The sequence below is a fragment of the Pseudomonas sp. S2_H10 genome (assembly GCF_054668285.1).
The window spans coordinates 2,305,987-2,331,685 of record NZ_CP162754.1 but is presented as its reverse complement, the minus strand read 5'-3'; the positions used below and the strand labels follow the sequence as shown (position 1 = coordinate 2,331,685).

Genomic DNA, 25,699 nt, shown 5'->3' with positions numbered 1-25,699 from the left:
ATGCGCGCGCAAAACGGGCTTGAGCCTTTCGCACATCGTTGTCGCGTTTATTACGAGGACACCGATGCGGGCGGCATCGTGTATTACGTTAATTACCTCAAGTTTATGGAACGGGCTCGAACCGAGCGGCTACGAGAGCTGGGCTTTGCCCAATCTGCGCTTGCCGGGGAGGACCTGTTGTTCGTCGTGCATTCCAGCGAAGCGCGCTACCACGCGCCGGCGCGACTGGACGACGAGCTGCTGGTAAGCGCTGAAGTAATCGAATTGAACCGTGTCAGCCTGCGCTTCAAGCAGCAGGTCAGGCGGGCTACGGATGATGTGCTGCTCTGCGAAGGGCAGTTTCTGGTGGCCTGTGTGCGCACTGAAAGTTTAAAACCCCGGGCCATTCCCGAAGCTCTACGAGCGGCCTTTGCCGACGTGAGCGGCGCGGGTACACACTCAAAGCAGGAGATAAAGCGTGGAAGCTAACGTCGTCGACCATTCCTCCATGTGGAGCCTGGTCAGCAATGCCAGTATCGTGGTGCAACTGGTAATGCTGATCCTGGTAGCCGCATCGGTGACCTCGTGGATCATGATCTTTCAGCGCAGCAACCTGCTGCGCGCCGGTCGACGTGCCCTGGAGAGCTTTGAAGAGCGCTTCTGGTCGGGTATCGACCTGTCCAAGCTGTACCGTCAGGCCGGCAGCAACCCGGACCCTGATTCGGGCGTCGAGCAAATCTTCCGTGCCGGTTTCAAGGAATTCTCCCGTCTGCGCCAGCAGCCAGGCGTTGATCCGGAAGCGGTCATGGAAGGTGTGGCCCGCGCCATGCGCGTGGCCATTTCCCGCGAAGAAGAAAAGCTCGAGCAGAGCCTGCCTTTCCTCGCCACCGTCGGTTCCGTCAGCCCGTACATCGGCCTGTTCGGTACCGTCTGGGGGATCATGAACTCCTTCCGCGGTCTGGCGACTGCCCAGCAAGCGACCCTGGCCACTGTGGCACCGGGCATCGCCGAAGCACTGATCGCTACGGCCATCGGTCTGTTCGCCGCCATTCCAGCCGTTATCGCTTACAACCGTTTTGCTGCTCGCAGCGAAACCCTGCTGGGCCGCTACTACACCTTCGCCGACGAATTCCAGGCGATCCTGCACCGCAAAGTGCACACCAGCGAAGAATAAGCAGGTAATTTCCAATGGCTTTAATCGCTCGAGCTCGCAAAAAGCGCAAGCCGGTCGCCGAGATGAACGTGGTGCCCTACATCGACGTGATGTTGGTGCTGCTGGTCATCTTCATGGTGACCGCGCCGATGCTCAATCAGGGCGTGAAAGTTGATCTGCCCAAGGTTTCCAGCGAAGCCTTGCCGCAGGACAACAACACCCAGGTCCTGACCATTTCCATCAAATCCGACAAGACCTACTACTGGAATCTCGGCAGCGAAGTCGACACCGAGAAGCAGCAGGATCGGGCCATGACCCTGCCGCAGATGACTGACGCGGTGACCAAGATCATTCGCGTCGGCAACGAAGGCGGCAAGCGTACCCAGGTCTTCATTCGCGGCGACAAGACCGTCGACTACGGCTCCGTCATGGGCGCGATGGGCGGGTTGCAGAAAGCCGGGGTCGGTAATGTTGGCTTGATTACCGAGGCGCCCTGATGCAGCAACAGCGAGAGCCGTCCGCCTCGGAAAGCTACTTCTGGCCTAGTGTCTGGGCGATTGGCTTGCACGTGCTGGTGTTCGGCATGCTGTTCGTCAGTTTTGCCTTTACCCCGGAACTGCCGCCGGCCAAGCCGATTGTCCAGGCGACCTTGTACCAGCTGAAATCGAAAAGTCGGGCGACCACCCAGACCAATCAGAAGATTGCCGGTGAAGCGCAGAAATCTGCTGCGCGTCAGACCGAAGTCGAGCAGATGGAGCAGAAAAAGGTCGAGCAGGAAGCGGTGAAGGCTGCGGAACAAAAGAAAGAAGAGGCGGCTCAAAAGGCCGAGGAAGCCAAGAAGGCCGACGAGGCGAAGAAAGCGGACGAGGCGAAAAAGGCTGATGAAGCCAAGAAAGCCGACGACGCGAAGAAAACCGCGGAAGCCAAGAAGGCAGAAGAGAAACAATTGGCTGATATAGCCAAGAAGAAAGCTGAAGAAGAAGCCAAGAAGGCTGCTGAAGAAGAGGCCAAGAAAGCGGCCGCTGAAGAAGCCAAGAAAAAGATCGTCGAAGACGCGAAGAAGAAAGCCGCGGAAGACGCCAAGAAGAAAGCCGAGGCTGAAGAGGCGAAGAAGAAAGTCGCCGACGAAGCGAAGAAGAAAGCTGCCGCTGATGCTGCGAAGAAGAAATCGCAGGACGCGGCACGTAAATCCGCCGAAGACAAAAAGGCCCAGGCCCTGGCAGATTTGCTTTCCGACACGCCGCAGCGTCAGCAGGCCTTGGCCGATGAGCAGGGTGACGAAGTCGCCGGCAGTTTCGATGACCTGATTCGTGCGCGTGCAGCGGAAGGCTGGGCTCGTCCACCTTCGGCACGCAAAGGCATGACGGTCGTGTTGCAAATCGGCATGTTGCCGGACGGTACGGTGACTTCGGTCAGCGTGTCCAAGTCCAGTGGCGACGGTCCGTTCGACGCATCGGCTGTTGCCGCGGTGAAGAATATTGGACGTTTGACAGAAATGCAGGGAATGAAGCCGAGTGATTTCGCTCCGTATCGTTCATTCAAGATGACATTCACACCTGAGGATCTAGCCTTGTGAGAAACCTTCTTCGAGGAATGCTCGTCGCCATCTGCTGCCTGGCAGGCATGGCGATGGCAGATGAGAAAAACATTCTGGTCACCAGCGGCAGCGATCGGGCGACTCCGATCGCAGTAGTGCCGTTCGGTTTCCAGGGCGGTAGCGTGCTGCCGGACGACATGGCGGAAATCATCGGTAACGACCTGCGCAACTCGGGTTACTACTCGCCGCTTCCAAAGCAGAACATGATCAGCCAGCCGAGCCAGGCCAGCGAAATCATCTTCCGTGACTTCAAGGCGCTGGGTGCCCAGTACGTCATGGTCGGCAGCATTGTTCCGGCGGGCGGTCGCCTGCAGGTGCAATACGCACTGTTCAACGTCGCCACCGAGCAGCAAGTGCTGACCGGCAGCGTGTCGGGCGGCGTCGATCAGTTGCGCGACATGGCGCACTACATCTCTGACCAGTCGTTCGAAAAACTCACGGGTATCAAGGGTGCCTTCTCGACTCGCCTGCTGTACGTAACGGCCGAGCGTTTCTCCGAGAACAACACTCGCTACACCCTGCAGCGTTCGGACTACGACGGTGCCCGCGCCGTGACCCTGCTGCAATCGCGCGAGCCGATCCTGTCGCCGCGTTTCGCACCGGATGGCAAGCGCATCGCTTATGTCTCCTTCGAGCAGAAGCGTCCGCGTATCTTCATGCAGAACATCGACACCGGTCGCCGTGAGCAGATCACCAACTTCGAAGGCCTGAACGGTGCACCGGCCTGGTCGCCGGATGGCAATCGCCTGGCGTTCGTGCTGTCCAAAGACGGCAACCCGGACATCTACGTGATGAACCTGGGCTCGCGTCAGATCACCCGCGTCACCAACGGTCCCGGCATCAACACCGAACCGTTCTGGGGCAAGGATGGCTCGACCATCTACTTCACGTCCGACCGTGGCGGCAAACCGCAGATCTACAAGACCAGTGCCGGTGGTGGCGGTGCCGAACGCGTGACTTTCGTCGGCAACTACAACGCCAACCCTAAATTGTCGGCTGATGAAAAGACGCTTGTCATGATTCACCGTCAGGATGGATTCACCAATTTCAAGGTGGCGGCCCAGGATTTGCAGCGCGGCAGCGTAAAAATCCTCACTGATAGCACTCTGGACGAGTCGCCTACTGTTGCGCCCAACGGCACCATGGTAATCTACGCCACCCGCCAGCAGGGCCGGGGAGTCTTGATGCTCGTGTCCATCAATGGACGCGTAAGGCTCCCGCTTCCTACCGCACAAGGCGAAGTCAGAGAACCTTCCTGGTCCCCTTACCTGAACTGACGCGGCGCTATACGTTGTACTTAACACACTGGGGTTCATTAGGAGTTTCACGATGGAAATGCTGAAGTTTGGTAAATTTGCTGCGCTGGCACTGGCCATGGCTGTAGCTGTAGGTTGCTCGTCCAAAGGCGGCGACAATGCCGGTGAAGGCGCGGTAGATCCAAACGCTGGTTACGGCGCAAACACTGGTGCAGTTGACGGCTCCCTGAGCGAAGAAGCTGCTCTGCGCGCTATCACCACTTTCTACTTCGAATACGACAGCTCGGACCTGAAGCCAGAAGCCATGCGCGCTCTGGACGTTCACGCCAAAGACCTGAAAGCAAACGGCGCTCGCGTTGTTCTGGAAGGCAACACCGACGAACGTGGTACTCGTGAGTACAACATGGCACTGGGCGAGCGTCGTGCGAAAGCCGTTCAGCGCTACCTGGTACTGCAAGGTGTTTCCCCAGCTCAGCTGGAACTGGTTTCCTACGGCGAAGAGCGTCCAGTTGCTACCGGCAACGACGAGCAGTCCTGGGCTCAAAACCGTCGCGTCGAACTGCGTAAGTAATTCGTCATGCGAACGTGCCGTCGTGCTGTAACTGTTCTGGCTCTCAGTCTCGCGCCGCTTGCGGCGTGGGCTGCGGTTCCTGTGGTCGATAACGACTCCGGCTATAACAATAGCGGGAGCAGTTATCCGCCTGCAGGTTACGGTACGAACGGCGCCTATGCCGGGGGAGGGGGTTTCGGCCCCTGTCTCGGCACAGGGCGAGCTGTTCAACCAACTGCAACAAATGCAGGAGCAGATCTCGCGCCAACAGGGTGTGATTGAAGTTCTGCAAAATGATGTAGCGCGCATGAAGCAGGAAAACCTGGAGCGATACCAGGATCTTGATCGGCGCATAGGAACCGGCGTTGCACCAGCCGCGACTCCTGAGAATTCTTCCGGCGGTGGCGATTTGAACGCCCCCGCTGCTGCAGCAGGCGCAAGTGCAGGAGCGGCAGCCGCTCAAGCACCCGCCGCGGGTAGCGAACCGGCAGATCCGGCGAAGGAAAAGCTCTATTACGATGCTGCCTTCGACCTGATCAAGGCCAAGGATTTCGACAAGGCCAGCCAGGCTTTCGCCGCATTCCTGCGCAAATACCCGAACAGCCAGTACGCGGGCAACGCCCAATACTGGCTGGGCGAAGTGAACCTGGCCAAGGGCGATCTGCAAGGTGCAGGTCAGGCGTTTGCCAAGGTTTCGCAGCTGTATCCCAAGCATGCCAAAGTGCCGGACTCGCTGTACAAACTTGCTGACGTAGAGCGTCGCCTGGGTCATACCGACCGGGTCAAAGGCATTTTGCAGCAGGTCGTGTCCCAGTATCCGGGCACTTCCGCCGCTCAGCTGGCACAGCGTGATCTGCAGAAAATGTAAGGCGGCTTGAGCCGTTTCAAAGAAACCCGCGCTTGTCGCGGGTTTTTTCGTTAGAATTCACGCCCTTTTTCTGAAACACGCTTTTTGGGGCCTGCGCATTGCCGGGGTTCCTTGAAGTGCCTGACGGAGGCGGACAGCCTGTTTAGCTGTTACGCCCGTGGCGACTATGCAAGACACATTGAGAATCACCGAAGTTTTCTACTCGTTGCAGGGTGAAACTCGGACTGCCGGCCTGCCCACTGTTTTTGTGCGCCTGACCGGTTGCCCGTTACGTTGCCAATACTGCGACAGCGCCTACGCGTTCACCGGCGGAACCATTCGCACCCTCGACGATATCCTCGAGCAGGTTGCCGGTTTCCGTCCGCGTTATGTCTGTGTCACGGGCGGCGAGCCCCTGGCGCAACCCAACGCCATTCCCTTGCTCAAGCGCTTGTGCGACGCCGGTTACGAAGTGTCACTGGAAACCAGTGGCTCTATTGATATCTCGGCAGTAGATTCCCGGGTCAGTCGCGTTGTCGACTTGAAGACTCCAGGGTCAAAGGAAGCACACCGCAATCGCTATGAAAACATTGAGCTGCTCACGCCCAATGATCAGGTGAAGTTTGTCATCTGCTCGCGGGAAGACTATGACTGGTCCGTTTCCAAGCTGATCCAGTACGGTCTGGACCAGCGCGCCGGCGAAGTCCTGTTCTCGCCAAGCCACCATGATCTCAATGCCCGGGATCTGGCGGATTGGGTGGTGGCGGACAACCTGCCAGTGCGTTTGCAATTGCAGCTGCACAAATATCTATGGAATGACGAGCCGGGGCGCTGAAATGACTGAACAACTGAACACTCCTGAAAAACGTGCGGTCATCCTGTTGTCCGGTGGCCTGGACTCGGCGACCGTCGTGGCCATGGCGCGCGCCGAAGGCTACAGCTGCTATACCATGAGTTTCGATTACGGTCAGCGCTCACACGCAGAGCTGCACGCTGCCGAGCGTGTGGCCCGAGATCTGGGCGTGGTCGAGCACAAGGTGATCGGTCTGAACCTGAATGGCATGGGCGGTTCAGCACTGACCGACAGCAGCATCGCCATTCCGGAAGAGCTGGGTGAAGGCATTCCCGTGACTTACGTGCCTGCGCGTAACACGGTGTTCCTCTCCCTGGCCCTGGGCTGGGCGGAAGTGCTCGGTGCGCGTGACATCTTCATCGGCGTGAATGCGGTGGATTATTCAGGTTACCCGGACTGCCGTCCCGAGTTCATCGAGTCGTTCGAGCGCATGGCCAACCTGGCAACCAAAGCCGGGGTGGAAGGCAATGGCTTCCGCATCCAGGCGCCGCTGCAAAACCTCAGCAAGGCACAGATCGTCCAGGCGGGCGTGAAGCTTGGCGTGAACTACGGGCTGACCGTTTCCTGCTATCAGGCCGATGATAATGGCCGTGCGTGCGGCAAATGCGACAGCTGCCGACTGCGTGCAGAAGGCTTCCTGGCAGCCGGAATCAGCGATCCAACCCCTTATTTTTGATTTTTTTCAAAATAGGTGTTGAATAGTCCTTAAAAATCAGTATTATACGCGCCACCACACAGCGGGTCGTTAGCTCAGTTGGTAGAGCAGTTGGCTTTTAACCAATTGGTCGTAGGTTCGAATCCCACACGACCCACCATTTTTGGCGGTTTAGAAAATCCGGAAGGCCCACGCAAGTGAGGATTTCCGGGTTTTTTTTTGCCCGCAATTCAAGTCCGCCTCGCTGCGGGTTGCTGCGCAAGACGCAGGTCAGATTCATCTTTTGCATCTGTCGGATATTCTGTAGCCTTGCGCAGCTTCAACGCTGTCCGTGCCTGATGAATACTCACTTTCCCGGCGGTACCCTGATGGGTCCGGAGCCGGGTGTATACTCGACTTTCGCGCGAATGCGCCTGCAGGTCTTGCGAACATGACGCAAATTTCCGAACGTCTTCTGGTTCAAGCCCACCTCGACGCCAAACAGCCCAAGCCGCTGACCGCCGATGAAGAGGCTTATTACCGTGCTGCCATCGCTGCCGAGCTCAAGGCTCAGGACGCGGTGCTGGTGGCGCACTTTTATTGTGACCCTGTGATTCAGGCGCTGGCCGAAGAGACGGGCGGCTGCGTTTCCGACTCGCTGGAAATGGCCCGCTTCGGCAACGCCCATCCGGCCAAGACCGTGGTCGTTGCCGGCGTGAAGTTCATGGGTGAGACCGCCAAGATCCTCAACCCGGAAAAGCGCGTGCTGATGCCGACGCTCGAGGCGACCTGTTCGCTGGACCTGGGTTGCCCGGTGGACGAGTTTTCCGCGTTCTGCGATCAACACCCGGAGCGCACGGTGGTGGTGTACGCCAACACGTCCGCCGCGGTAAAAGCCCGGGCGGACTGGGTCGTCACTTCAAGCTGTGCGTTGGAAATCGTCGAGAGCCTGATGGACAACGGCGAGACCATCATCTGGGGCCCGGACAAGCACCTGGGGACCTACATCCAGCGCAAGACCGGTGCCGACATGCTGCTGTGGGACGGTGCCTGCATCGTTCACGAAGAGTTCAAGTCCAAGCAGCTTGAAGACATGAAGGCGCTGTACCCGGACGCGGCGATTCTGGTGCACCCGGAGTCGCCGACATCGGTGATCGAGTTGGCCGATGCCGTGGGTTCCACCAGTCAGTTGATCGCGGCGGCACAGAGCCTGCCGAACAAGACACTGATCGTGGCGACCGACCGCGGCATCTTCTACAAGATGCAGCAGCTGTGCCCGGACAAGGTCTTCATCGAAGCGCCTACGGCGGGTAACGGCGCGGCGTGCCGCAGCTGTGCGCATTGCCCGTGGATGGCGATGAACACCCTTGAGCGCACGCTCAAGGCGTTGAAGGAAGGCTCGAACGAGATATTTGTCGACCCGGCGCTGATTCCGCAGGCGATTCGCCCGCTCAAGCGGATGCTTGATTTCACTCAGGCTGCGCGGATGAAGCTGGCCGGTAACGCCTGATATTTGTCAGGTAAGTCGTAAAACTGTGGGAGCGAGCCTGCTCGCGATAGCGGTCTGTCAGTCATATCAATTTTGACTGATACACCGCCATCGCGAGCAAGCTCGCTCCCACAGTGGTATTCGTATGGCTGAATTACTTGGTCTTCTTCGGAATCCGCACCAGTTCGGTATTGGAGTAGATGTCATGCCAGCTGCGTTTCTGCTTGTCGAACAACGACCAGATGAACCCAAGGCCAACACACAGCAGCGAAGCAATCGACACCACAAAGCGCAGCAGCGCCTGCCACAGGCTGATGGATGAGCCGTCGGCGTTCTGCACGCGAATGCACCAGACCTGCATGCCCAGGGTCTGACCGGACCAGGTCCAGAATTTGGCGAAGAAGCCGAACAGTACGAACAGCAGGACCGTGGAAAGCAGGGGATCACCGTCCAGGGCGCCCGCTTCGGTCAGGGTACGCATCCTTTCCTCGCCGATGATCGCCATCTGGATCATCTTGTACACGCCGCTGGTGACGATCAGCAGGGCGGTGCACAGCAGGAAATCATAGAACATGGCTGCCAGGCGACGACCCAGGCCAGCGGCGGGGAAGTCGCCCTGGGGAGTAAGCAGGTGTTTCGACATGACAGGCTCTCGGCGAAAAAGAAGCCATTTTACGGATTTACGCGCACAAAAAAGCCCCTGATGTCAGCATCAGGGGCTTTTTCGTTACAGAAGATTAGGCTTCTGCTTGTACTTCGTCAGCCTGCATGCCTTTCTGGCCCTGCACGGCGATGAAAGTCACTTTCTGGCCTTCTTTCAGGCTCTTGAAGCCGTTGCCCTGGATGGCGCGGAAATGCACGAACAGATCCGGACCGCTTTCAGGAGTGATAAAACCAAAACCTTTCTCGTCGTTAAACCACTTGACGGTACCGCTCTGACGTTGGGACATTTCTTATTTCCTTTGACGCAAAAAATTAATGACAGTCTCCTTCTCATGAAAGAGTACTGGGGCTGGTTGCAGGAGAGTAAGAAGACGTCGAACGGGATGTAGCTAACTTGTAGGCTACTGCCCAGGTCACGATTCCAAGCGACCCATGCAAACACAGTGAACAAACTCTACGCCAACTACGGGAGAAAAAACAAGCCCTGTGAAGGCCCCGTATTTCCTCAGGTTGATGGCAAAGTCAGGCCACTAGTGGGTTCTTATACGCTAACGTTGTTCAAATGTTTTCGATCGTTATAAGCAAAGTTCATAATCGAAGCTTAGAGCCAAACAATGCACTATTTTATGGCGGTTGCGTTACACATTAGTGCACTGTTAACGCAACCGCGTTACTTATAGGAACATTCAATCAGCCGCGATAGTAGCGTTGCGGAACAAATGGCATTTTGCTTACAAGCAAAGGCACCTTTTTCCCACGGACAATCGCCCAAACGGGTGTGTCCATTGCGATGTAGGCGCTGTCGACATAACCCATGGCCAGCGGCCCGCCCAGGGTCGGCCCGAAGCCGCCGCTGCAGACGCTGCCGATGATGTCACCGGCTTCGTTGACGATCTCGGCACCCTCGCGCACCGGTGTGCGTTCCTGCGGTAACAGGCCGACGCGCTTGCGGCTGACACCAGCCTGTTGGTGGGCGAATACGGTTTCGGCACCCGGGAAACCGCCGGCACGTGCACCATCGGCACGACGTGGCTTGGAAATGGCCCACAGCAGGCTGGCTTCGATCGGGCTGGTCTCGGTGTTCATGTCGTGGCCATACAGGCACAGACCCGCTTCCAGGCGCAGGGAATCGCGGGCGCCAAGGCCGATGGCAGCCACTTCCGGTTCGGCCAGCAGGGCGCGAGCCAGGGCTTCGGCGTTGGCGGCAGGTACGGAAATTTCGAAACCGTCTTCACCGGTGTACCCCGAACGGCTGACAAAACAGTCCACGCCCAGCAGCTTGACGCGAGCGAACTGCATGAAGGTCATCTTCGCAACTTCCGGGGCCAGGCGTGCCAGCACGGTAACTGCTGCCGGGCCTTGCAGGGCCAGCAGGGCGCGTTCCTCGAACAGTGGCTCGATCGTGCACTGCTCACCGATGTGCTTGCGCAGGTGGGCCAGGTCCTGATCCTTGCAGGCGGCGTTGACCACCAGGAACAGTTCGTCGTTGCCCAGGTTGGCGACCATCAGGTCGTCGAGGATGCCGCCCGTCGCGTTGGTGAACATCGCGTAGCGCTGCATGCCCACCGGCAGGTCGATGATGTCTACCGGCACCAGGGTTTCCAGGGCCTTGGCGGCATTGGCGCCGGTCAGGCGGATCTGGCCCATGTGCGAGACATCGAACAGCCCGGCCTGATCGCGGGTGTGCTGGTGTTCTTTCATCACGCCCAGCGGGTATTGCACCGGCATGTCGTAGCCGGCGAACGGCACCATGCGCGCGCCGAGTTCGATGTGCAATGCGTGCAGCGGGGTTTGCAACAGTTGTTCGGTGGACATATTCAGCTCCTGAAGAAGGGTGCAGATGAGCGCGCATCAGCACTCGATAATGTTGACCGCCAAACCGCCACGGGCGGTTTCCTTGTATTTGCTTTTCATGTCGGCGCCGGTCTGGCGCATGGTGCGGATGACCTTGTCGAGGGAGACGAAGTGTTGCCCGTCGCCGCGCATGGCCATGCGCACGGCATTGATGGCCTTGACCGAGCCCATGGCGTTACGCTCGATGCAAGGCACTTGCACCAGCCCGCCAATCGGGTCGCAGGTCAATCCGAGGTTGTGTTCCATGCCGATCTCCGCGGCGTTTTCGACTTGTTGCACGCTGCCACCCAGCACTTCGCACAAGGCACCGGCGGCCATCGAACAGGCGACGCCGACCTCACCCTGGCAGCCGACTTCGGCACCGGAGATCGAGGCGTTTTCCTTGTACAGAATGCCGATGGCGGCGGCAGTGAGCAGGAATCGCACCACGCCGTCGTCATTGGAACCCGGGATAAAACGCATGTAGTAGTGCAACACCGCTGGAATGATCCCCGCCGCACCATTGGTGGGGGCCGTTACGACGCGCCCGCCGTTGGCGTTCTCCTCGTTGACCGCCAGTGCGTAGAGGTTGACCCAGTCGAGCACCGACAGCGGATCGCGCAATGCGGATTCCGGGTTCTTGCACAATTGTCGATGCAGCGCGGCAGCCCGGCGCTTGACCTTCAGCCCGCCAGGCAAGATGCCTTCGTTGCGGCAACCGGCGGCGACGCAGTCCTGCATCACTTGCCAGATTTTCAGCAGGCCGGCGCGGGTTTCCGCTTCCGGGCGCCAGGCGCTTTCGTTGGTCAGCATCACCTGGCTGATGGACAGCCCGTAGGTGGCGCAGTGGGCGAGCAGGTCCTTGGCACTTTTGAAGGGAAAGGTCAGGGGCGTGGCGTCTTCGACGATGCGGTCGGCGCCGGCGGCGTCTTCATCGACCACAAAGCCGCCACCGACCGAGTAGTACTCGCGGCTGCGGATCTGCAGGCCTGCTGCGTCGAAGGCGCGAAAAATCATGCCGTTGGGGTGATAGGCCAACGGTTTGCGAATCATCGCCAGGTGTTCTTTCTCGTTGAACGCAATGCTGTGTTCGCCGAGCAGGTTCAAGCTGCCGTTGCTGCGAATCTCTTGCAGGCGCGCGGCGACGGTTTCGGTGTCCACGGTGTCCGGGTGTTCGCCTTCCAGGCCGAGCAGCACAGCCTTGTCACTGCCGTGGCCCTTGCCGGTTGCACCGAGCGAGCCATACAGCTCGACTCTGACGCTGGTGGTTGCCGGCAGCAGCCCTTCACGGCGCAGGCCTTCGACGAAGCGCGCAGCGGCACGCATCGGGCCGACGGTGTGGGAACTGGAGGGACCGATGCCAATCTTGAACAGGTCGAACACGCTTAACGACATGGTGGTTCTCCGGTTTCTTGTTATAGGAATTCACGGAAGTTCAGGCTTGATGCGATCCTTGTAGGAGCTGGCAAGCCAGCTCCTACAAGGGCTTTGCGGTGTTCTTGAAATTGGGGCGAGTAAAACCCGCCCCCTCATTCGTTTAAGCGTAGCTTTCGATCGACGGGCAGGCGCAGACCAGGTTGCGGTCGCCGAACACGTTGTCGACACGACCGACCGGCGGCCAGTACTTGCCTTCGATCAGCGAGGCAACCGGGTAAACCGCTTGCTCGCGGCTGTACGGGTGCGACCACTCGCCCACCAGTTCCTTCGCGGTGTGCGGCGCGTTTTTCAGCGGGTTGTCGTCCTTGTCCAGGGTGCCGTTTTCCACTGCGCGGATTTCTTCGCGGATGCGGATCATGGCGTCGCAGAAACGGTCCAGTTCTTCCTTGGATTCGCTCTCGGTCGGCTCGATCATCAGCGTGCCGGCCACCGGGAACGACATGGTCGGGGCGTGGAAGCCGAAGTCGATCAGGCGCTTGGCGACGTCATCGACGCTGATGCCGCTGCTGTCTTTCAGAGGGCGCAGGTCAAGGATGCACTCGTGCGCCACCAGGCCGTTGCTGCCGGTGTACAGCACCGGGTAGTGCTCTTCGAGGCGACGGGAGATGTAGTTGGCGTTGAGGATCGCCAGCTGCGAAGCACGCTTGAGACCCGCGCCACCCATCATACGAATGTACATCCAGGTGATCGGCAGAATGCTCGCGCTGCCGAACGGTGCCGCGCACACGGCGCCTTCCTTGCGCTCCATGTGGGCGTGGCCCGGCAGGAATGGCGCCAGGTGCGATTTCACACCGATCGGGCCGACGCCCGGGCCGCCACCGCCGTGGGGGATGCAGAAGGTCTTGTGCAGGTTCAGGTGCGACACGTCGCCGCCGAACTTGCCCGGTGCGCACAGGCCGACCATGGCGTTCATGTTGGCGCCGTCGATGTACACCTGGCCGCCGTTGTCATGAATGATGCCGCAGATTTCGCGGATGCCTTCTTCGAACACGCCGTGGGTCGACGGGTAGGTGATCATCAGCGCGGCGAGGTGTTCGCGGTGCTCGATGGCCTTGGCGCGCAGGTCTTCGATGTCGACGTTGCCGCGGGCATCGCAAGCGGTCACGACTACGCGCATGCCGGCCATTTGTGCGGTGGCCGGGTTGGTGCCGTGGGCCGAAGACGGGATCAGGCAGATGTCGCGACGGTCTTCGCCACGGCTCTGGTGGTAGGCGCGAATCGCCAGCAGACCGGCGTATTCACCTTGCGAACCAGCGTTCGGTTGCAGCGAAACGGAGTCGTAGCCGGTGGCAGCGCAGAGCATCGCTTCCAGTTCGTCGGTCAGTTGCTGGTAGCCGGCGCTTTGCTCGGCCGGGGCGAACGGGTGCAGGGCGCCGAATTCGGCCCAGGTCACCGGGATCATTTCGCTGGCGGCGTTGAGTTTCATGGTGCACGAACCCAGCGGGATCATGGTGCGGTCCAGCGCCAGGTCTTTGTCCGCCAGTTTGCGCAGGTAGCGCATCAGCTCGGTTTCCGAGTGATAGCGGTTGAACACCGGGTGGCTGAGGATCGGCGACTGACGTACCAGCGCGGCCGGGATGGTGCTGGTGACCGAGGCAGCGAGGGCAGCGAAGTCCGGCAGGGTCTTGCCGTCGGACAGCAGGCTCCACAGGGCTTCAACGTCGGCCTGGGTGGTGGTTTCGTCCAGGGACAGGCCCAGACGCTCGCCATCGACCACGCGCAGGTTGATGCGTTGGGCGTGCGCCTTGTCGTGCAGGGCGGCGGTTTGCGCGCCGGTCTTCACGGTCAGGGTGTCGAAGAAGCTCGCTTGCTCGACGTTCAGGCCCAATGCGCTCAAGCCTTTGGCCAGGATCGCGGTCAGGTGATGCACGCGATTGGCGATCTGTGTCAGGCCTTTCGGACCGTGGTACACGGCGTACATGCTGGCGATGTTGGCCAGCAGCACTTGCGCGGTGCAGATGTTCGAAGTGGCTTTCTCGCGACGGATGTGTTGCTCGCGGGTCTGCATGGCCAGGCGCAGGGCCGGGTTGCCGAAACGGTCTACGGAAACACCGACCAGACGGCCCGGCATGTCACGCTTGAACGCGTCCTTGGTGGAGAAGTAAGCGGCGTGCGGGCCACCGAAGCCCAGCGGCACGCCGAAGCGCTGTGCGCTGCCGATGGCCACGTCGGCGCCGAATTCGCCTGGCGCGCTCAGCACGGTCAGGGCCAGCAGGTCGGCCGCCACGGCAACGAGGGCGTTGGCGGCGTGGAAGCGTTCGGTCAGTTCGCGGTAATCGAACACGTCACCGTTGCTGGCAGGGTATTGCAGCAGGGCGCCGAAGAACGGCGTCACGTCGGTCAGTTCGAGCTCGTCGCCAACCACTACGTCGATGCCCAGAGGCTCGGCACGGGTGCGCAGTACGTCGAGGGTCTGCGGGTGGCAATGCACGGAGGCGAAGAACTGGTGGCTGCCCTTGTTCTTGCTCAGGCGTTTGCAGAAGGTCATGGCTTCGGCAGCGGCGGTGGCTTCGTCGAGCAGGGAGGCGTTGGCGATCGGCAGGCCGGTGAGGTCGCTGATCAGGGTCTGGAAGTTCAGCAGCGCTTCGAGACGGCCCTGGGAGATTTCTGGCTGGTACGGGGTGTAAGCGGTGTACCAGGCCGGGTTTTCCAGGAGGTTGCGCAGGATCGGCGACGGCGTGTGGGTGCCGTAGTAGCCCTGGCCGATGTAGGTCTTGAACAGCTGGTTTTTAGTCGCGATCGACTTGATCAAGGCCAGGGCATCGGCTTCGCTCAGGCCGTCTTCAAGGCCAAGCACGCTGGTGCCCTTGATGCTGTCGGGAATCACGCTGGCGCTCAGGGCTTCCAGGGAGTCGAAACCGAGGCTGTTGAGCATGGCTTGCTCGTCACCGGCGCGCGGGCCGATGTGACGGGCGATGAATTCGTTGGCGGTAGTCAGATTGATCTGGGTCATGTCAGTGCTCCTCAGGCTTCGGCTTGGGCTTTGATCAGGCGGTCGTAGGCGTCCTGGTCCAGCAGTTGGGCGACAGCCGAGGCGTCGCTTGGCTGGAAGCGGAAGAACCAGCCTTCGCCCAGCGGATCTTCGTTGACCAGTTCAGGGCTGCTGTCCAGGGCCGGGTTCACTTCCAGCACTTCGCCGTCGAGCGGCATGTACACGCCGCTGGCAGCCTTGACCGATTCCACGGTGGCGGCTTCGGCGCCCTTGTCGTAGGACTGCAGCTCAGGCAGTTGAACGAAAACCACGTCGCCCAGGGCGTTCTGTGCGAAAGCGGTGATGCCGACCGTGACGCTGCCGTCAGCTTCGGTGCGCAGCCATTCGTGATCTTCAGTAAAACGCAACTCGCTCATGGAAACTCCTAAGGGGCCAGACTCGTCTGGTGGACGCGATTGAATGCTTGGGCAATGCCCTGGTTATGCAGGAGTACATAGCAAGAACGCGGCCAACCTTGGTTTTCTCGTTGTTGATCAATGATTTAGGTGGTTCTGACAAAGGTTGAAATTCATTCGCTGTAGCGAAATCGATACGTGATATGTCGAGGATAAAAGCCGAGGTGGATCAAAGCCTTGCACAGCCGTGATCGCAGAGGGGTGTAGCGATATCGTTCCGCTGTAGCGCTTTCAGTACAGGTGGAGGTCGTTTTCAGACGTGATTTGCCGATGCATGAACATTCACGACTGTAGGAGCCGGCTTGCTGGCGATGGCGATTTTGCGGACGCCATCGCCAGCAAGCCGGCTCCTACAGATCGGTGTTCATCCGCGTTTTCAGGCCTTGCCCGGAATCCCGTACTTGCGCAACCGATGGGCAATCGCCGTGTGGGAGGTTTGCAGGCGGGTCGCCAGTTGCCGGGTCGAGGGATAGCTGACGTAGAGTTTTTCCAGCAGGGTTTTCTCGAACTCGTCCATGGCCTGTTCCAGGCTGTCGACGTCATGGTCGCTCTGACGGGCCACCGAGGTACCGGCGATGTCGAGGTCGCCGATGTCCACCAGGCTGCTTTCGCAAATCGCCGCGGCGCGGAAGATCACGTTCTGCAATTGCCGCACGTTGCCCGGCCAGCGGTTGCCCAGCAGCGCCGGGTAGGTGCCCGGCGCCAGACGACAGATCGGGCGCTGGATCTGCGCACAGGCCTGTTGCATGAAGTAGCGGGCCAGCAACAGGATGTCCTGGCCGCGCTCGCGCAGGGGCGGTACTTCAACGTTGAGGACGTTGAGGCGATAGAACAGGTCTTCGCGGAACAGGCCTTCGCTGACCATTTTTTCCAGGTCGCGGTGGGTGGCGCTGAGGATTCGCACGTTGACCTTGACCTCACGGTCACCGCCGACCCGGCGAAAACTGCCGTCGTTGAGGAAACGCAGCAACTTGGCCTGCAGGTACGGCGACATCTCGCCGATTTCATCGAGAAACACCGTGCCCTGGTTGGCCAGTTCCATCAGCCCGGGCTTGCCGCCGCGTTGGGCGCCGGTGAAAGCACCGGGGGCGTAGCCGAACAGCTCACTTTCGGCGAGGTTCTCCGGCAATGCCGCGCAGTTCAACGCCAGGAACGGTGAACTGTGTCGGGCGCTGATGGCGTGGCAGGCACGGGCCACCAGTTCCTTGCCGGTGCCGGTTTCACCCTGGATCAGCAGCGGCGCGTCGAGGGCCGCCACCCGCTGGGCGCGCGCCTTGAGGGTGCGGATCACCGGGGACTCGCCGAGCAGTGCATCGAAACCTTCGGCGTGGTCATGGTGCAGCGCGGAAAGGCGCTCGCCGATGCGGTTCGGTTGATACAGCGTCAGCAGGGCGCCGGCGTCGGTGATCGGTGTAGCGTCGAGCAGGAAGGTCTGGCCGTTGACGGAGATTTCCCGCAGCGGCAGACGAAAGCCGTGTTCGAGCAGGGCGTCGAGCAAGGCCGGGTCGGCAAACAGGTCGGCGACGCTTTCACCGGCCGGCTCACGGCCATAGAGGGCGATCAAGGCCGGATTGGCCAGCAGCACCTTGCCGTCGCTGTCCAGTGCCAGCACCGGGTCGGTCATGGCCGCCAGCAATGCGTCGAGCTGCAAGTGCCGGCGCTGGCCGGGCAGGATGTCGACCACCGTCACCGCTTGCACGCCACGCACGCTGAACAGGGCATCGCGCAGTTCCTCGAGCACTTGCGGGCTCAGGGTCGGGGCGTCGATATAGACATTGGGCGGGACCATTTCCACCGCATCCAGGTTCAGATTGCGCCCGCCGAGCAGGGCCAGGACTTCCTGGGTGATACCGACGCGGTCGATGAAGCTGACGTGGATACGCATGGGGCGGTTTTGAGGTCTGCAGTGCGGAGGGTGGCGATTATGCCTTGGTGCGGGGCGGAAGGCGAAACCTGGTGGAGCGCCCACTGTAGGAGCCAGCCTGCTGGCGATGGTGTGTCAGCCGCCCCGTGGTGGCTGATACACCTTCGCGAGCAGGCTCGCTCCTACAGGAATGCCGGGTTATTCGAATTTCTCGAGATCTATCGGGTCGCCGGATTTCATATTCAGTTGCTGGCGGATGTCTTCGAACATCAGGTCGTAATGCTCGTGAGACGAACCAATGGCGATCTTCTCTTTGGGAATGCCGTATTTCTCGGCGATTTTCGTCACGTTGCTGGCGAAGTTGTAGGCCTCCTCCTTGGGCAGGAAGAAGGGCTCCTTCAGGTCCTTGCCCTCAATGCTGCCGTGCATGGTGAACTGGATGCCTTTTTCGCCCTTGTCGTTTTTGCTGACTTCATAGTCGACGTGCACGTTGTAGCTGACATCATCCGCGTTCAGCGCATGACGTTCGATATGCAAGTGGCCTGGCTCAAACATTGCCATAGACGTCTCTCCTCATGAGTAAGTAATGCCAGGCGTCGCGGTGCTGATACGAGTGCCGGCCGTACCTTGAACGATAGCTTCAATGTCCGCGAGCGAACCGATTACCGCCACTTTTCCAGTATGACGCGCGAATTCGCAGGCCGCCTGCACCTTCGGTCCCATGGAGCCGGCGGCGAAACCGAGCTTTTCCATTTCATCGGGGTGGGCCTGGGCGATGGCTTTCTGCGTGGGTTTGCCAAAGTCGATGAAGGCGGCGTTGACGTCGGTGGCGATCACCAGCAGATCGGCTTCCAGCTGTTCGGCCAGCAGCGCCGAGCACAGGTCCTTGTCGATGACCGCTTCGACGCCTTCGAGTTTGCCGGGCGAGGTGTACATCGTCGGAATGCCGCCGCCACCGGCGCAGATCACGATGCTGCCTTTTTCCAGCAGCCATTTGATCGGACGGATTTCGAAGATGCGCTTGGGTTTCGGGCTGGCGACCACGCGGCGGTATTTGTCGCCGTCCGGGGCAATTGCCCAGCCTTTTTCGGCGGCGAGTTTTTCCGCATCGGCCTTGCTGTAGATCGGGCCGATGGGTTTGGTCGGGTTCTTGAAGGCCGGGTCGTTGGCGTCGACTTCGACCTGGGTCAGCAAAGTCGCGAAGGGCACTTCGAAGTCCAGCAGGTTGCCCAGTTCCTGTTCGATGATGTAGCCGATCATGCCTTCGGTTTCGGCGCCTAGCACGTCTAGCGGGTAAGGGGTGACAGAGGTATAGGCCGCCGCCTGCAACGACAGCAGGCCGACCTGCGGGCCATTGCCATGGGCGATGACCAGTTGGTTGCCGGGATGGATCCCGGCGATCTGTTCGGTGGCGATCCGGATGTTGGCGCGCTGGTTGTCAGCGGTCATCGGTTCGCCCCGGCGGAGCAGGGCATTACCGCCCAGAGCAACAACGATACGCATGGTGCTAGTCCTTCTGAACAGAGGAAAGGCAAACAACTCGATCCCCTGTAGGAGCTGGCTTGCCAGCGATGGGATCACCGCGGTCTCTCTGAAACACCGAGGCGCGGCCATCGCTGGCAAGCCAGCTCCCACAAGGAGCCGAGTCAGCCGTTATAGGTCAGCCAGCGTCGACACCAGAATCGCCTTGATCGTGTGCATGCGGTTTTCCGCTTGCTCGAAGGCGATACAGGCCGGCGACTCGAACACGTCATCGGTCACTTCGATGCCGTTGCTCAGGTGCGGGTACTGCTCGGCGATCTGCTTGCCGATCTTGGTATCGCAGTTATGGAACGCCGGCAGGCAGTGCATGAACTTGGTGCGCGGGTTGCCGGTGGCTTTCATCAGTTCGGCGTTGACCTGATACGGCAGCAGTTGCTGGATGCGCTCGGCCCAGGCTTCGACCGGTTCGCCCATCGACACCCAGACATCGGTGTGGATGAAGTCCACGCCCTTGACCGCTGCTTTCGGGTCTTCGGTGAGGGTGATGCGTGCGCCGCTTTCTTCGCCGTACTGTTTGCAACGGGCGACCAGGTCGTCCGCCGGCCACAGGGCTTTGGGCGCGCAGATGCGCACGTCCATGCCGAGCTTGGCGCCGATCAGCAGCAAGGAGTTACCCATGTTGTTGCGCGCATCGCCGAGGTAGGCGTAGCTGATTTCGTGGATCGGCTTGTCGGCGTGTTCACGCATGGTCAGCACGTCGGCGATCATTTGCGTCGGGTGGTATTCGTCGGTCAGGCCGTTGAACACCGGGACGCCGGCGAACTTGGCCAGTTCCTCGACGATTTCCTGCTTGAAGCCACGGTATTCGATGGCGTCGTACATGCGCCCGAGCACGCGGGCGGTGTCCTTCATGCTTTCCTTGTGGCCGATCTGCGAGGAGTTCGGGTCGATGTAGGTGACGTTGGCGCCCTGGTCATAGGCGGCTACTTCGAACGCACAGCGGGTGCGTGTCGAGGTTTTTTCGAAGATCAGCGCGATGTTGTTGCCCTTGAGGTGCTGCTGTTCGGTGCCGGTGTACTTGGCACGCTTGAGGTCGCGGGACAGGTCGAGCAGGTAGCGCAATTCGCGAGGGGTGTGGTGTTCCAGGCTCAGCAGATTGCGGTTATGGATATTGAACGCCATTTTGTATCTCCCAAGGTGAACAGGTTAGTAGTCAATCGGGTCGCGGATGATCGGGCAGGTCATGCAGTGGCCGCCGCCCCGTCCCCGGCCGAGTTCGCCGGCGCTGATGGTGATGACTTCCACGCCGGCCTTGCGCAGCAGGGTATTGGTGTAGGTATTGCGGTCGTAGCCGATGACCACGCCCGGTTCCACGGCCACCACGTTGTTGCCGTCGTCCCATTGCTCGCGTTCGGCGGCGAAGCTGTTGCCGCCGGTCTCGACCACGCGCAGGGCCTTGAGGTTGAGGGCCTGGGCCACGGTGTCGAGGAAGCTGGTGTCTTCGCGGCGGATGTCGATGCCGCCCGCCTTGCTCTCATCGGGACGCAGGGTGAAGGCGACGATCTGGTTCACCACTTCCGGGAAGATCGTGACGAGGTCGCGATCGCAGAAGCTGAACACGGTGTCCAGGTGCATCGCCGCGCGGGACTTCGGCAGGCCGGCAACAATGACTTTCTCGACGGCCTTGTTCTTGAACAGGTTCACCGCCAGTTGCGCAATGGCCTGGCGCGACGAGCGCTCGCCCATGCCGATCAACACCACGCCATTGCCGATGGGCATCACGTCACCGCCCTCGAGGGTGGCGTTGCCATGCTCTTGGTCCGGATCGCCGTACCAGATCTCGAAGTCGGCATTGGTGAACTCGGGGTGGAATTTGTAGATGGCGGTGGCCAGCAGGGTTTCCTGGCGGCGTGCCGGCCAGTACATCGGATTGAGGGTGACGCCACCGTAGATCCAGCAAGTGGTGTCGCGGGTAAACTGGGTGTTGGGTAGCGGCGGCAGGATGAAACTGGAGTTGCCGAGGAAGTCGCGGAACATCTCGATGACCTTGCCGCCGAAACTGGTGGGCAAGTCATCACCCGATACGCCGCCGATCAGGAACTCGGCGATCTTGCGCGGCTCCAGGCTGCGCAGCCACGAGGCGGTTTCGTTGATCAGGCCCAGGCCCACCGAGTTGGCGGTGATCTTGCGTTCCAGAATCCAGTCCAGGGCTTCGGGAATGGCGACGATGTCGGTCAGCAGGTTGTGCATTTCCAGCACATCGATGTTGCGTTCACGCATCTTGGTGACGAAGTCGAAGTGGTCGCGCTTGGCCTGGGCCACCCACAGCACATCATCGAACAGCAGTTCATCGCAGTTGTTCGGGGTCAGTCGCTGATGGGCAAGTCCCGGGGAGCAAACCATGACTTTGCGCAGTTTGCCGGCTTCGGAATGGACGCCGTACTTGACTTTTTCCGTGGTCATTTCAGTGATCCTCCAGATAGAAACAGAGCTATTACAGGGTCAGGAAGCCGTCATAGAGGCCGTAGGCCGCCACCACGGCACCGACGACCACCGCAGCGAAAACCAGCTTCTCGACGTTGGTGAAAACCGGTTTGTCGATCTCCCGCTTGGCCTTGGCGAACAGGATCACGCCGGGGGCGTAGAGCAGGGCCGAGAGCAACAGGTATTTGGTGCCGCCGGCGTACAGCAGCCAGATCGCATAGATCAGGGCCACGGCGCCGATGATCAGATCCTTGCGCCGCTCGCCGGGCGCGCCTTCGTAGCTTTCACCACGCACCGCCAGCAGCAGTGCATAGGCCGCCGACCACAGGTAGGGCACCAGGATCATCGAGGTGGCGAGGTAGATCAGCGACAGGTAGGTGCTGGCCGAGAACAGCGTGATGACCAGGAAAATCTGCACCATGGCATTGGTCAGCCACAGGGCGTTGACCGGCACGTGGTTGGCGTTTTCCTTGCGCAAAAACGCCGGCATTGTGTGGTCCTTGGCGGCGGCGAACATGATCTCCGCGCACAGCAGCACCCACGACAGCAATGCCCCCAGCAGCGAGATGATCAAACCGACGCTGATCAGCACCGCGCCCCAGTGACCGACCACGTGTTCCAGCACGGCGGCCATGGACGGGTTCTGCAGCTTGGCCAGTTCCGGCTGGGTCATGATCCCCAGCGACAGCACGTTGACCAGTACCAGGAACAGCAGCACGGTGACGAAGCCGATCACCGTGGCCTTGCCCACGTCGCTGCGTTTTTCCGCCCGGGCCGAAAAGATGCTCGCGCCTTCTATGCCGATGAACACCCATACGGTGACCAGCATCATTTTGCGCACCTGGTCCATCACGCTGCCCAGGTCCGGGTTCTTCAGGCCCCAGATGTCGGCGGTGAAGATGTCCAGTTTGAAGGCGAACAGCGCAATCAACATGAACAGCAGCAGCGGCACGATCTTGGCGACCGTGGTCACCAGGTTGATGAACGCGGCTTCCTTGATGCCTCGCAGCACGAGGAAATGTACGGCCCAGAGCAGCACCGAGGCGCCGATCACGGCGGCGACCGTATTGCCCTCGCCAAATAGCGGAAAGAAGTAACCAAGCGTGCTGAACAGCAGGACGAAGTAACCGACGTTGCCCAGCCAGGCGCTGATCCAGTACCCCCAGGCGGACGAAAAACCCATGTAGTCGCCGAATCCGGCCTTGGCGTAGGCGTAGACCCCGCCGTCCAGGTCGGGCTTGCGGTTGGCCAGGGTCTGGAACACGAAGGCCAGGGTGAGCATGCCGACGGCGGTAATCGCCCAACCGATCAGTACGGCGCCGACATCGGCACTGGCGGCCATGTTCTGTGGCAGGGAAAAGATCCCGCCACCAATCATCGAGCCGACGACTAATGCAACCAGTGCACCGAGTTTGAGTTTTCCGGGGGCTTCAGACATTGCATGACTCCAATGCAGGAGAAGAGAGGCAACAGATTATTCTGTTGGCTATCCGATCAGCTGACTTAGATCACTAAATGAGAGCGCTCCCGGTTTTTTGGCGGAGTGCCATCACTTATAAGTCTTATGTCTGTAATGCCTGATATAGAGGCCTTTGCTGGTTTTTCAAGGTCTTTTCAATATTTGTTTCGAATTATGACGCTAGTTTGTTTTTCAAAATCTGCAAGTTTTATTCATGCATTTTTTGGACAGATTTGATGTATTAAAAGTATGTATAAAACAAACGAATATATCCGCGTTGCGATAGCCGTTTTGTGCAAGTAAAAAGACGTCAGTTGGCGTTATCCAATAAACGTTATTACTCTTCAACCGTTTAGTTGACGCCCGATATGTGACGATCTCGCGGCAGTGCCGCCCCGGAAAATGGAGATGCAATGATGTCGCAATCACCGAACAAGCTTCGCCTGAGCGCGTTGATCGCGTTGGTGGTGGGTTCGATGATCGGTGGCGGGATCTTTTCCCTGCCGCAGAACATGGCGGTCCAGGCTGACGCCGGTGCGATCCTGATCGGCTGGGCGATCACCGCGGTGGGCATGCTGACGCTGGCCTTCGTGTTCCAGACCCTGGCCAACCGCAAGCCGGAGCTGAACTCCGGCGTGTACGCCTACGCCAAGGCCGGGTTTGGCGACTACATGGGGTTTTCATCCGCCTGGGGCTACTGGATCAGTGCCTGGCTGGGCAACGTCGGCTACTTCATCTTGCTGTTCAGTACCCTCGGCTATTTCTTTCCGGTCTTCGGCGAAGGCAACACACCGATTGCCATCGCCTGCGCTTCGGTGTTGCTGTGGACCGTGCATTTTGTGGTGATGCGCGGGATCAAGGAGGCCGCGTTCATCAACCAGGTGACCACGGTGGCCAAGATCGTGCCGCTGATCATGTTCATCGTGATTGCCGCCGTGGCATTCAAGGCGGACATCTTTACCCTCGATATCTGGGGGCGCAACAACCCGGAATTCGGCAGCGTGATGGACCAGGTCCGGCACATGATGCTGGTCACCGTGTTCGTGTTCATCGGCATCGAAGGCGCCAGTGTCTATTCGGCCCGGGCAGAGAAACGGTCCGACGTGGGCCGGGCGACGGTGATCGGGTTCGTTGGGGTGTTGGCGCTGCTGGTGCTGGTGAACGTGCTGTCGCTGGGGATCATGTCCCAACCGGAACTGGCGAAACTGCAGAACCCCTCGTTGGCGGCGGTGCTGGAACACATCGTCGGCCCCTGGGGCGCGTTGCTGATCAGCGTCGGCCTGGCGATTTCGTTGTTGGGGGCCTTGTTGTCCTGGGCGCTGCTGTGCGCCGAAATCCTCTTTGCCACGGCGAAAGACAAGACCATGCCGGCCTTCCTGACCAAGGAAAACGCCAACCATGTGCCGGTCAATGCGATGTGGCTGACCAACTCGATGATCCAGTTGTTCCTGCTGATCACGCTGTTTTCCGCCGGCACCTACACCAGCCTGATTTATCTGGCCTCTTCGATGATTCTGGTGCCGTACCTGTGGTCGGCGGCCTATGCGGTGTTGTTGTGCGCACGGGGCGAAACCTACCAACAGGCGCCCGTCGAGCGCACCAAGGATCTGCTGATTGGTGGCATCGCCCTGGTCTACGCGGTGTGGTTGCTGTATGCCGGCGGCCTGAAGTATCTGCTGTTGTCGGCGTTGCTGTATGCGCCGGGCGTGATCCTGTTTGCCAAGGCGCGTCATGAGCAGGGCATGCCGCTATTCACGGCTATCGAGAAAGGTATTTTCACCGCTGTCATCAGCGGCGCCGGGCTGGCGGCTTATGGGTTGTATAGCGGGTTGCTGAATCTGTGAAGGTGTTGCTGGCGTATCAACCACCCTATGACTGGCCGGCGATGCTGGGGTTCTTGTCGGCGCGGGCGATTACCGGGCTGGAAACCGTGGTCGACGGCGTGTATTCGCGCAGCATCGGTTTGAACGGTGCCTGCGGTACGTTCTCGATCCAGCCGGCCACCGCCGATGCCCTTGAGTTGACCCTGGACTTTCCAGAGCCGGGCGCCGTACCTGCAGTCGTCGCAAGTGTGCGGCGAATGTTTGATCTGGACGCCGACCTGTCCACGATGCATCGGCACCTGGCGGTTGATCCGCTGCTGGCGCGGCTGATTGCCGAGCGCCCCGGGCTGCGTGTGCCGGGGGCGTGGGATGGCCTGGAACTAGCGATCCGCGCGGTGTTGGGGCAGCAGATTACGGTGGTGGCGGCAATCAGGCTGGCGGGCAAACTGGTCGTGCAGTACGGCACGCCGTTTCATTCACGATTGCCGGGGGTGACCCATGTGTTTCCCGAGGCCGGGGTTCTGGCGGGTGCGGATCTTGCCGCGTTGGGCATGCCGAAAAGCCGGGGCCGGACGTTGTCGGGCGTGGCTCAGGCATTGCTCGACGATCCTCGATTGTTTGAGCCCGGTCGGGAGGGTGGCGTAGCGCGGTTGCTGGCGTTGCACGGGATTGGTGACTGGACGGCGCAGTACATCGCGCTGCGGCAGTTGCGGGAGATGGATGGATTTCCCAATGGCGATGTCGGGCTGATCAATGCGTTGGCGGCGCTGGAGGGTGGGCCGGTGACGGCCAGGCAGCTATTGGCGCGAGCCGAAACCTGGCGGCCTTTTCGTGGGTATGCGGCGCAGTTATTGTCGACTTCGTTGAGTCGGGTGGATTGAGCTGATCCGGAATGTGTACTGGCAGTCC

23 protein-coding genes, 1 tRNA gene and 1 pseudogene are annotated in these 25,699 nt (G+C 60.1%); 13 read left to right on the top strand and 12 right to left on the bottom strand.

All coding sequences use genetic code 11. The features are described 5' to 3' along the window. The 11 genes and pseudogenes from ybgC to nadA all read left to right on the top strand — a co-directional run bounded on the left by ybgC (position 1) and on the right by nadA (position 8,379). Entirely contained in the window at positions 1-468 is a 468-nt protein-coding gene (gene ybgC, locus AB4O16_RS10270; protein WP_460157654.1) for a tol-pal system-associated acyl-CoA thioesterase, read from the top strand. After that, positions 458-1,153, top strand: a complete 696-nt coding sequence (gene tolQ / locus AB4O16_RS10265) for a protein TolQ (protein WP_008147369.1) — start codon at positions 458-460, stop codon at positions 1,151-1,153. The genes ybgC and tolQ overlap by 11 nt, the downstream gene beginning before the upstream one ends. Before the next feature lie 23 nt (positions 1,154-1,176). Next, entirely contained in the window at positions 1,177-1,629 is a 453-nt protein-coding gene (tolR, locus tag AB4O16_RS10260) for a protein TolR (RefSeq protein ID WP_160389304.1), read from the top strand. After that, entirely contained in the window at positions 1,629-2,708 is a 1,080-nt protein-coding gene (gene tolA / locus AB4O16_RS10255) for a cell envelope integrity protein TolA (RefSeq protein WP_160389295.1), read from the top strand. The genes tolR and tolA overlap by 1 nt, the downstream gene beginning before the upstream one ends. Positions 2,709-2,725: 17 nt before the next feature. Beyond that, positions 2,726-4,006 (top strand): Tol-Pal system beta propeller repeat protein TolB, encoded by a 1,281-nt coding sequence (gene tolB / locus AB4O16_RS10250; RefSeq protein ID WP_178120754.1) that lies wholly within the window; start codon positions 2,726-2,728, stop codon positions 4,004-4,006. Between the two features lie 52 nt (positions 4,007-4,058). Next, the gene (gene pal / locus AB4O16_RS10245) at positions 4,059-4,556 is read left to right on the top strand and encodes a peptidoglycan-associated lipoprotein Pal (RefSeq protein WP_003178634.1); all 498 of its coding nucleotides are present in this window, start codon (positions 4,059-4,061) and stop codon (positions 4,554-4,556) included. A gap of 6 nt (positions 4,557-4,562) precedes the next feature. Continuing rightward, a pseudogene (gene ybgF / locus AB4O16_RS10240) lies at positions 4,563-5,403 on the top strand (tol-pal system protein YbgF). Between the two features lie 166 nt (positions 5,404-5,569). Next, positions 5,570-6,217, top strand: a complete 648-nt coding sequence (gene queE / locus AB4O16_RS10235) for a 7-carboxy-7-deazaguanine synthase QueE (protein WP_007995628.1) — start codon at positions 5,570-5,572, stop codon at positions 6,215-6,217. 1 nt (position 6,218) lies between these two features. Continuing rightward, positions 6,219-6,911 carry a 7-cyano-7-deazaguanine synthase QueC gene (gene queC / locus AB4O16_RS10230; protein ID WP_460157653.1) on the top strand — a complete coding sequence of 231 codons (693 nt, stop codon included), beginning with the start codon at positions 6,219-6,221 and terminating at the stop codon, positions 6,909-6,911. A 63-nt stretch (positions 6,912-6,974) separates the two neighbouring features. Further along, positions 6,975-7,050, top strand: a tRNA-Lys gene (locus tag AB4O16_RS10225). A 270-nt stretch (positions 7,051-7,320) separates the two neighbouring features. Beyond that, a complete protein-coding gene (nadA, locus tag AB4O16_RS10220; protein WP_160389299.1) occupies positions 7,321-8,379 on the top strand; it encodes a quinolinate synthase NadA in 1,059 nt (352 codons plus the stop codon). 133 nt (positions 8,380-8,512) lie between these two features. Here the strand turns inward: nadA and AB4O16_RS10215 are convergent, their stop codons facing one another. The 12 genes from AB4O16_RS10215 to arcD (AB4O16_RS10160) form a co-directional block, all read right to left on the bottom strand. Next, positions 8,513-9,001, bottom strand: a complete 489-nt coding sequence (locus tag AB4O16_RS10215) for an RDD family protein (protein ID WP_160389300.1) — start codon at positions 8,999-9,001, stop codon at positions 8,513-8,515. A 94-nt stretch (positions 9,002-9,095) separates the two neighbouring features. Next, entirely contained in the window at positions 9,096-9,308 is a 213-nt protein-coding gene (locus AB4O16_RS10210) for a cold-shock protein (RefSeq protein WP_007977299.1), read from the bottom strand. A 403-nt stretch (positions 9,309-9,711) separates the two neighbouring features. Then, a complete protein-coding gene (gene gcvT / locus AB4O16_RS10205; RefSeq protein WP_460157652.1) occupies positions 9,712-10,836 on the bottom strand; it encodes a glycine cleavage system aminomethyltransferase GcvT in 1,125 nt (374 codons plus the stop codon). Positions 10,837-10,872: 36 nt separating this feature from the next. Next, positions 10,873-12,249, bottom strand: coding sequence for an L-serine ammonia-lyase (locus tag AB4O16_RS10200; RefSeq protein WP_460157651.1), 1,377 nt, complete (start codon positions 12,247-12,249; stop codon positions 10,873-10,875). Between the two features lie 142 nt (positions 12,250-12,391). Next, positions 12,392-15,244 (bottom strand): aminomethyl-transferring glycine dehydrogenase, encoded by a 2,853-nt coding sequence (gcvP, locus tag AB4O16_RS10195; RefSeq protein ID WP_460157650.1) that lies wholly within the window; start codon positions 15,242-15,244, stop codon positions 12,392-12,394. 11 nt (positions 15,245-15,255) lie between these two features. Beyond that, positions 15,256-15,639, bottom strand: coding sequence for a glycine cleavage system protein GcvH (gene gcvH / locus AB4O16_RS10190; protein ID WP_008047373.1), 384 nt, complete (start codon positions 15,637-15,639; stop codon positions 15,256-15,258). Between the two features lie 415 nt (positions 15,640-16,054). Beyond that, positions 16,055-17,563: a sigma-54-dependent transcriptional regulator gene (locus AB4O16_RS10185; protein ID WP_150717247.1), complete on the bottom strand. Its 1,509-nt coding sequence runs from the start codon at positions 17,561-17,563 to the stop codon at positions 16,055-16,057. Positions 17,564-17,740: 177 nt separating this feature from the next. Beyond that, positions 17,741-18,103, bottom strand: a complete 363-nt coding sequence (locus AB4O16_RS10180) for a DUF5064 family protein (RefSeq protein WP_460157649.1) — start codon at positions 18,101-18,103, stop codon at positions 17,741-17,743. Between the two features lie 12 nt (positions 18,104-18,115). Continuing rightward, complete coding sequence (arcC, locus tag AB4O16_RS10175; protein WP_460157648.1) at positions 18,116-19,045, bottom strand: carbamate kinase; 930 nt, start codon at positions 19,043-19,045, stop codon at positions 18,116-18,118. Positions 19,046-19,195: 150 nt separating this feature from the next. Continuing rightward, a complete protein-coding gene (locus AB4O16_RS10170; RefSeq protein WP_160389197.1) occupies positions 19,196-20,206 on the bottom strand; it encodes an ornithine carbamoyltransferase in 1,011 nt (336 codons plus the stop codon). Positions 20,207-20,230: 24 nt separating this feature from the next. Next, a complete protein-coding gene (arcA, locus tag AB4O16_RS10165; RefSeq protein ID WP_160389196.1) occupies positions 20,231-21,487 on the bottom strand; it encodes an arginine deiminase in 1,257 nt (418 codons plus the stop codon). Positions 21,488-21,518: 31 nt separating this feature from the next. Beyond that, positions 21,519-22,946, bottom strand: a complete 1,428-nt coding sequence (arcD, locus tag AB4O16_RS10160) for an arginine-ornithine antiporter (protein WP_160389195.1) — start codon at positions 22,944-22,946, stop codon at positions 21,519-21,521. 437 nt (positions 22,947-23,383) lie between these two features. Here arcD (AB4O16_RS10160) and arcD (AB4O16_RS10155) point away from each other — a divergent pair, with 437 nt between their 5' ends. Both arcD (AB4O16_RS10155) and AB4O16_RS10150 read left to right on the top strand, forming a co-directional pair. Then, a complete protein-coding gene (arcD, locus tag AB4O16_RS10155; RefSeq protein ID WP_160389201.1) occupies positions 23,384-24,811 on the top strand; it encodes an arginine-ornithine antiporter in 1,428 nt (475 codons plus the stop codon). Then, positions 24,808-25,671, top strand: a complete 864-nt coding sequence (locus tag AB4O16_RS10150; RefSeq protein ID WP_460157647.1) for a DNA-3-methyladenine glycosylase family protein — start codon at positions 24,808-24,810, stop codon at positions 25,669-25,671. The genes arcD (AB4O16_RS10155) and AB4O16_RS10150 overlap by 4 nt, the downstream gene beginning before the upstream one ends. The last annotated feature ends 28 nt before the right edge of the window (positions 25,672-25,699 follow it).